Source organism: Okeania sp. SIO1H4, assembly GCF_010672695.1.
GTDB lineage: Bacteria > Cyanobacteriota > Cyanobacteriia > Cyanobacteriales > Microcoleaceae > Okeania > Okeania hirsuta.
In genome coordinates, this window is the sequence record NZ_JAAHGB010000137.1 from 1 (window position 1) to 6,156 (window position 6,156).

At 43.8% G+C, this 6,156-nt stretch carries 6 protein-coding genes; 4 read left to right on the forward strand and 2 right to left on the reverse strand.

What is annotated here, in order from left to right; all coding sequences use genetic code 11:
• Positions 1 to 333 precede the first annotated feature (333 nt).
• Positions 334 to 510 carry a hypothetical protein gene (locus F6K06_RS32910; RefSeq protein WP_287240690.1) on the reverse strand — a complete coding sequence of 59 codons (177 nt, stop codon included), beginning with the start codon at positions 508 to 510 and terminating at the stop codon, positions 334 to 336.
• 18 nt (positions 511 to 528) lie between these two features.
• Between F6K06_RS32910 and F6K06_RS32915 the strand changes: the two genes are divergently transcribed.
• The 3 genes from F6K06_RS32915 (at position 529) to F6K06_RS32925 (ending at position 3,037) form a co-directional block, all read left to right on the forward strand.
• Positions 529 to 693 carry a hypothetical protein gene (locus F6K06_RS32915; protein WP_287240688.1) on the forward strand — a complete coding sequence of 55 codons (165 nt, stop codon included), beginning with the start codon at positions 529 to 531 and terminating at the stop codon, positions 691 to 693.
• Positions 694 to 1,131: 438 nt separating this feature from the next.
• On the forward strand, positions 1,132 to 2,727 hold the full coding sequence (locus F6K06_RS32920) for an amidase (protein ID WP_287240687.1): 1,596 nt from the start codon (positions 1,132 to 1,134) through the stop codon (positions 2,725 to 2,727).
• A 142-nt stretch (positions 2,728 to 2,869) separates the two neighbouring features.
• Positions 2,870 to 3,037 (forward strand): hypothetical protein, encoded by a 168-nt coding sequence (locus F6K06_RS32925; protein WP_287240685.1) that lies wholly within the window; start codon positions 2,870 to 2,872, stop codon positions 3,035 to 3,037.
• Positions 3,038 to 3,335: 298 nt separating this feature from the next.
• Here F6K06_RS32925 and F6K06_RS32930 read toward each other — a convergent pair whose 3' ends face one another.
• A complete protein-coding gene (locus F6K06_RS32930) occupies positions 3,336 to 4,565 on the reverse strand; it encodes a Clp protease N-terminal domain-containing protein (protein WP_287240797.1) in 1,230 nt (409 codons plus the stop codon).
• 110 nt (positions 4,566 to 4,675) lie between these two features.
• Between F6K06_RS32930 and F6K06_RS32935 the strand changes: the two genes are divergently transcribed.
• Entirely contained in the window at positions 4,676 to 5,899 is a 1,224-nt protein-coding gene (locus F6K06_RS32935) for a flavin monoamine oxidase family protein (protein WP_287240683.1), read from the forward strand.
• Positions 5,900 to 6,156 lie beyond the last annotated feature (257 nt).

Genomic DNA, 6,156 nt, shown 5'->3' on the forward strand with positions numbered 1-6,156 from the left:
GGAAGAAGGAAGAAGGAAGAAGAAAGAGGGAAGAGGAAAGAAGGCTACCCTCGCAAGAAAAAACCATCATTTCCTGTAGATATTCACCCTTGGGTTTACACAAACGATATAAACGGACATGATATAATGGTTATAGTTGGCCTTATACTTCTCCTGCAACCTTTTTAACCCCAAAGCGATACAGCTTGGAAGGCTGAGGAGGATAATTATGTATAAGAATGATAATTATTCTCAAAATTAACATAACAGAAAAATACTTTTTATTTATTTACAATTGTGTCAGGTTAAGGCCATCACCATCAACTGCTTTTGGGCAAAATGTTTTTTTTGCCTTTAGCTAATTAATAATTCTCCCCAAGCAAGCAATAGAGAAAAAACAATCGCAGCGATCGCCTGCCTCCCCATCAACATCAGGGCAAATTTGAAAGACTGTTCACGAGCGATCGTCAGTGCTGTCACCAGACAGGGGAACAGTACCCCGGCGAGATAAACGCCTGTGAGGATTTGCACCGGAACAGGCTGACCGTATTGGGTTCAGCAAATAGCAGTAGTCCGTCTTTGCAAACTGATGCCAGAATGACAGGCGATGCAGCTTCAGGTGGTAGGCGAAACAGCCCCATTGCTGGATTAATCAACCGACTCAGACCATTCAAAACATCGATTCAGTCCAGATTTGAAGGACTATGGCGATAATGAAGATTTGATGAAGAAAGCCGCATAACATCCGCTGACAGTGCTAATATGCACAGCAAGATCGTGATAAAACCATAATTTCGGACATGATCAAGGTCTGAGTCTGTATAATATGCCAAATTGGAAAGATAGACTGACTATGATCTGCATAACACTCTATTTTGGGGTGTTATCAAGACTTTATTCAGCCTAACGTCATTCACAGGGCTGTTATCGCGATCAATATCAGCCTAATACCCCTAATTGGGATGGTTAGACTGACTTAGATAGGAGCAAGCATAATAAGCAATAGTTAGCCATATTTTGGGCATCTCCAAGCTAAGATATGCTCCAGTTGATCATGGAACTTCTATTGGGCTTGACTATTTCTAGAGGAGATACTTAAGCTATTTATTGAATAGACTTCAGTGAAGCATCGGAATCGTGGAGAGAAATTTAATGGTTCAATTAAATCGACGTGCATTTCTGACGAGTAGTATGGCTGTAGGACTAACTAGCACCCTCGCTTTAGGTAAGTTGGGTCAAGCCAAAACAACTCGACCAGGAACAAATAATACTCTCGCCAACCAACTATTCCCTATTCCGCCTGAAGCACTTGCTCGCATGAGGGAATCCGACGAATTGATAGATTACGATGCACTTGGTTTAGCCCAACTGATCAAAGCACGAGAGATTACGGCTAGAGAGTTAGTTGAAGTAGTTATTCGTCGTATTGAAGCGATGGAGCCAATTATCAATGTCTTGACTACTCCTACCTTCGAAAGGGCTTTGGAAAAAGCTGATCAAATTTCTCTCAACAGCACGTTTGCTGGTGTGCCAATTTTAATCAAAGATATGATTGATGTCGGGGGAGTCCGTCGTACCGATGGCTCACGACTGCAACTGACAAATGTCCCAGTCAGAAATGTGAGATACATTGACGGGGTCGAAGCCGCAGGCATGAATATTGTAGGCATGACCAATGTTCCAGAGTTTGCCCAGTTGGGTATTGTCACGAATAATAGTGCCTTTGGCTTGAGTCGCAACCCCTGGGATTTATCTAAGTCCACACTGGGGTCTAGTGGAGGAGCAGGGGCTGCTGTGGCAGCAGGAATTTTGCCTTTAGTTCACGGAACTGATGGCGGTGGCTCCAACCGATTGCCCGCCTGTGCCAATGGCGTTTTTGGCATGAAACCTAGCCGAGAACGTATGCTCTCTGGTGAATCCGATGGTGGGCATAATCCGTTCAAAACAAACCAGGCTTTGAGTCGAACAGTGCGTGATAGTGCCGCCCTTTTCAATGACACTGAAGACAAGTCTAGCCGAGTATTTGAACCTGTGGGGCTGGTGACTGGTCCCTCAACCCGACGATTGAAGATTGGTTATGCTGCCTCAATTCGTGGGGGGCTGGTCGTTGAAGAGCCTGTTCGTAAAGCCCAAGAAAATGTTGTACGGCTGCTGCAAGATTTGGGGCATGAGGTCGTTGAGGTCACTTTCCCCGTGAATGAGGTGGAGTTTTTTACAAACTATAATGGTGCATTTTTACGACAATTCGGGACTGTGGCTGAATCTACAGAAATCCTCAGTGGTAGAGCAGCCGCCGAGTCAGGTCTCCTAGATCCATTTACCGCTTCCCTAATTGAATACGGCGCTTCCATTACAGATGAGCAAGAAGCCCAAGGGCAAGTCTATCTCGCTAAAGTTCCAGGCTTTTATATTGAGACTTTTGAATCGATCGATATTTTGATGTCGCCAGTCATGCCTGTTCTATTTGTCGAGGGAGACGCACTAACACCAAACGACAGAGTCAATGACTCAACTCTAGAGTTCCTACAAAATCGTCTGGCCTATACGGCTCCCACTAACGTGGCTGGTAATCCAGCTATGTCAGTACCTTTAAATTGGGATGATGAGTCAGGTTTGCCGATTGGTACTATGTTTCAAGCGGCCATTGGCAATGACAAGATGCTGTATGAACTGGCCTATGAACTAGAAGAGGCAAGACCTTGGAAAGAGCATTGGGCACCATATTCTGTCAAGTACATTCCTGTGTAAATTCTTACGGCAACAGCAAGGACTAAGCTCATGATTTATAAGGTTGAGCACCCAATATACGTCTAACCCTAGACTGCACCGGACTGCTACTTGAAATATCTACTTGAGGCGATAAGTTATCTGCAGCCGGTAAGTCTTACCGTTGAGCCGACAAATCTCTCCTAGCAAATACGGTATAGATTTACAACCCTTAAGATCCACGGAAAACATAAAAGCCAAGGGAGATGAACCTTGGGCCTATGAGTCATTTGGAGTAGGCGATCGCTTGAAATTGGTACATTTCTCTAGAGCAAATAACCTCATGGGGTGACAAGCCCTTTGTAAGTTAGTCAGGACAAGCTTTTTAGATGATAAACTGCCGAAAAGATCAACTCATAATCTAGTCATCGCAAGTGTCTAGGCGGCGATCGCATCATGAAAGAATCAGCTTTGTAGCCTTTTTGTGTGCTCTTCAAGGCTGAAAATCTCAAGATTAAGGGAGAAATATTTTCAGGAGTAGTAAACTTCAAAAGTTTTCCCTGTAAAGCATTCAAGCCTCTTGTTACCACATGAGCTTGTCACCACATGATGGAGAAAGCATAATAAACGTTACACCCGCACCTTTCTCCTTAAACGCTGCGGATCTGCTGCTTCAGCTTCTGGCAGTCTACTCCGCACTCTCGTAGCACGCGCATGGCCATACCGCCACCCATCTCACCACCCATCTCACCTTCTTGCAAAAGACGGAGTAACAGATGTTGGGGGGTGATCTGATCGTGACCTTGCTGTACTGCCTGTTCAGTCGCTAGCTTCATGACACGGCGGGCACGGGGTGTAAAGGTAATTTCTGGGGGGTTTTTCGTATCAGAGGGAATTTTTGTACCAAAAAAGTTGTATTTAGCTAACAATTTTCGCCAGAGATTTTGGGCATCAGAGAGAATTTTTGTATTAGCTAACAATTTTCGCCAGAGATTTTGGGCAATGACCAAGTCTACCCCCTGGTTGTTCAGAGCTTGTGCTGCTAAGGATGTTTCGACAGCTAGCAGCCCTAAAAGTAGCGCTTCTACACCGAAGAAGTTGAGGTGTAGCTCTCGCATGCATTCCTGACTTTGAGTCAACACTTCACGGCTTTCCGGGGTAAAGCGATCCAACGAAAACCCGACCATTTCTTCCTGAAACGAAAACCTGACCATTTCTTCCCGAACTGACTCTATCGCTATCGCCTTGAGAAGATAGTCTAATGTGGGGGCATCTAAGGTACCCCAGCTAGCGGCTTCAGCTCCCTCTTTCTGATAGCGCTGCATAAGCGCTTCATAGAGTTGCAGGTCACCACCAACAAATGCATGGATCCTGTCACGAAACAGCAATGCCATGTGCCGCACCTCTGGATCATTGAAGTCACGATCTTGGGTCATGTACGATCGCGCCTGTTCTAGCCACTCGGTCTGCCCCTCATTGGTCCCCTCATTCAATTTATTCAATTCATTATTCAATTCATTCAATTCATTAAATCGAGCTTCGAGCAAATCATGTTGTTCTTGGGTCAAATATTGTTGAGTCATGGTAAGGTTCTCCATTATCTGTAAGAGATCATCAACCGTAACGGTTTGAGAGGTTTGGAGTTTTTGGGCTAGGGTACTGAGCTTGGTAAAGAGCGACTGCGATACAGCCATCTGCTCTTGGAGTCGCGCCAAATGCAGATTGATTACATTTGGTAGGGAGAAGGCAGGATTCTCCAAACACTCGCGAATTTCTTTGAGGGCAAAACCTAACTGCCTCAACGACAAAATGTGCTGGAGTCGTGCAATGTCTGCTTCGCTATACAGTCGATACTCCGCAGATTGACAATTTTGTGGAATCTAAATAAGGAAAATTATAGCAGATATGCGATCGCTCAACCTTTCCCAAACAATTTTTAGACTATGATTATGTTAAACCGTTAATTACCCTTTGATAAATCTAGCTAAAAATGAATCGACGAACATTACTACATGGAGTTACAAGTGGCTTACTTTTGAATTTCTTGCCTTGGGAGGGTTTTCAGGCAAAAAACCAAAAGCTTCTGGGCTACATCCGAACGAATTGGAGTCGCGATCCCTACACATACGGCTCATATTCATACATCCCAAAAGGAACTTCGCGCAGTGACATTCGTGCCCTGGAGCAGCCCATTGACAAGAAGATATTTTTTGCTGGTGAAGCTACTTTTCCAAACTACAACAGTACAGTTCATGCTGCGTACGAATCTGGGCTTCGGGCAGCTAACTCAATCTTGCAAGGTAGTGCTGATAGAATTGCAATTATTGGTGCAGGAATGAGCGGCCTTGCCTCAGCACATAAACTTTCTACAAACGGTCGAGAAGTTACTTTGTTTGAAGCACGCGATCGCATTTGGGGACGGATCTGGACAGATGACCGACTGGGAGTACCATTGGAACTGGGAGCTAGTTGGATTCATGGGATAAACGGAAACCCCCTTGTGGATTTGGCCGAACAGCTAGATCAGCGACTTATCGAAACGGAAAAAGAGGATTACATTATTCGAGGACGTGGTGGGGGTAAAATTAGGGACAGTGATGCCCCAGGATGGTTGGAAAATGTCGTTAGTATCCAGCACACGGCTGGAACAAATGAAGATCAAATCAATCAGTGGGCTTATCTCTTCGTGAACGACTACGATGGTCCCGATGTCATATTCCCAGATGGATACGCAGGTATTTTGGCAGCCTTCAAGGGTGACTACAAAATTAAATTGAATACACTGGTTAAGGAAATTTCCAGAACTCAAAAAGGGGTGACACTGGGTTTTGATAAAATTAATCATCAATCTTTTGATGCGGTTTTGGTCACAGTCCCCCTTGGTGTACTCAAAAGAGGAGGTATCAAGTTCAATCCTGTATTGCCCAAAAATAAGCAGCGAGCTATCGAGCGACTCGGAATGGGGACTTTAGACAAAGTTTATTTGTTATTCGATCAGCCATTCTGGGATCTATCAACTACCTGGATATTAACTCCAGAAAACGATCTTCCTCCGGGACAGTTTAACCAATGGTTTAATCTTTATCCATACATTAAAGAACCTATCATTATGGTTTTAAATGGGGGGCCACCAGCTTTAGCCTTATCGGCACTTTCAGATGAAGATATTGTGCAAAGAGCCTTACAAACTATTTACACTGCGTATTCAGTTTAGAAAGGTTTTAATGAAGAATGCTAATCTTATTTTTATTTTGTGGTCGTTCTGGTTTAGCTTTTCAATATCAGTTAGAAAATGGTTCGGTTGAGCCAAATTTCTATCTTAGCTAGGTTTAATTTTTCTTTGAACTCTGAAAATATCAGATATGGTAATGTTTATTTAGTTTATGTTAGAAAAATAAATGCAAAGTCATGCACACAACAGCAATTGATTTTATACAGCGTTTTACAGGAAAGGATTTAAGCAATCGAAAT

What these genes read in the sequence shown, in the direction of transcription:
- F6K06_RS32920 (WP_287240687.1), top strand. Translation starts at nt 1,132, where the DNA reads ATGGTTCAATTAAATCGACGTGCATTTCTGACGAGTAGTATGGCTGTA.
- F6K06_RS32935 (WP_287240683.1), top strand. Translation starts at nt 4,676, where the DNA reads ATGAATCGACGAACATTACTACATGGAGTTACAAGTGGCTTACTTTTG.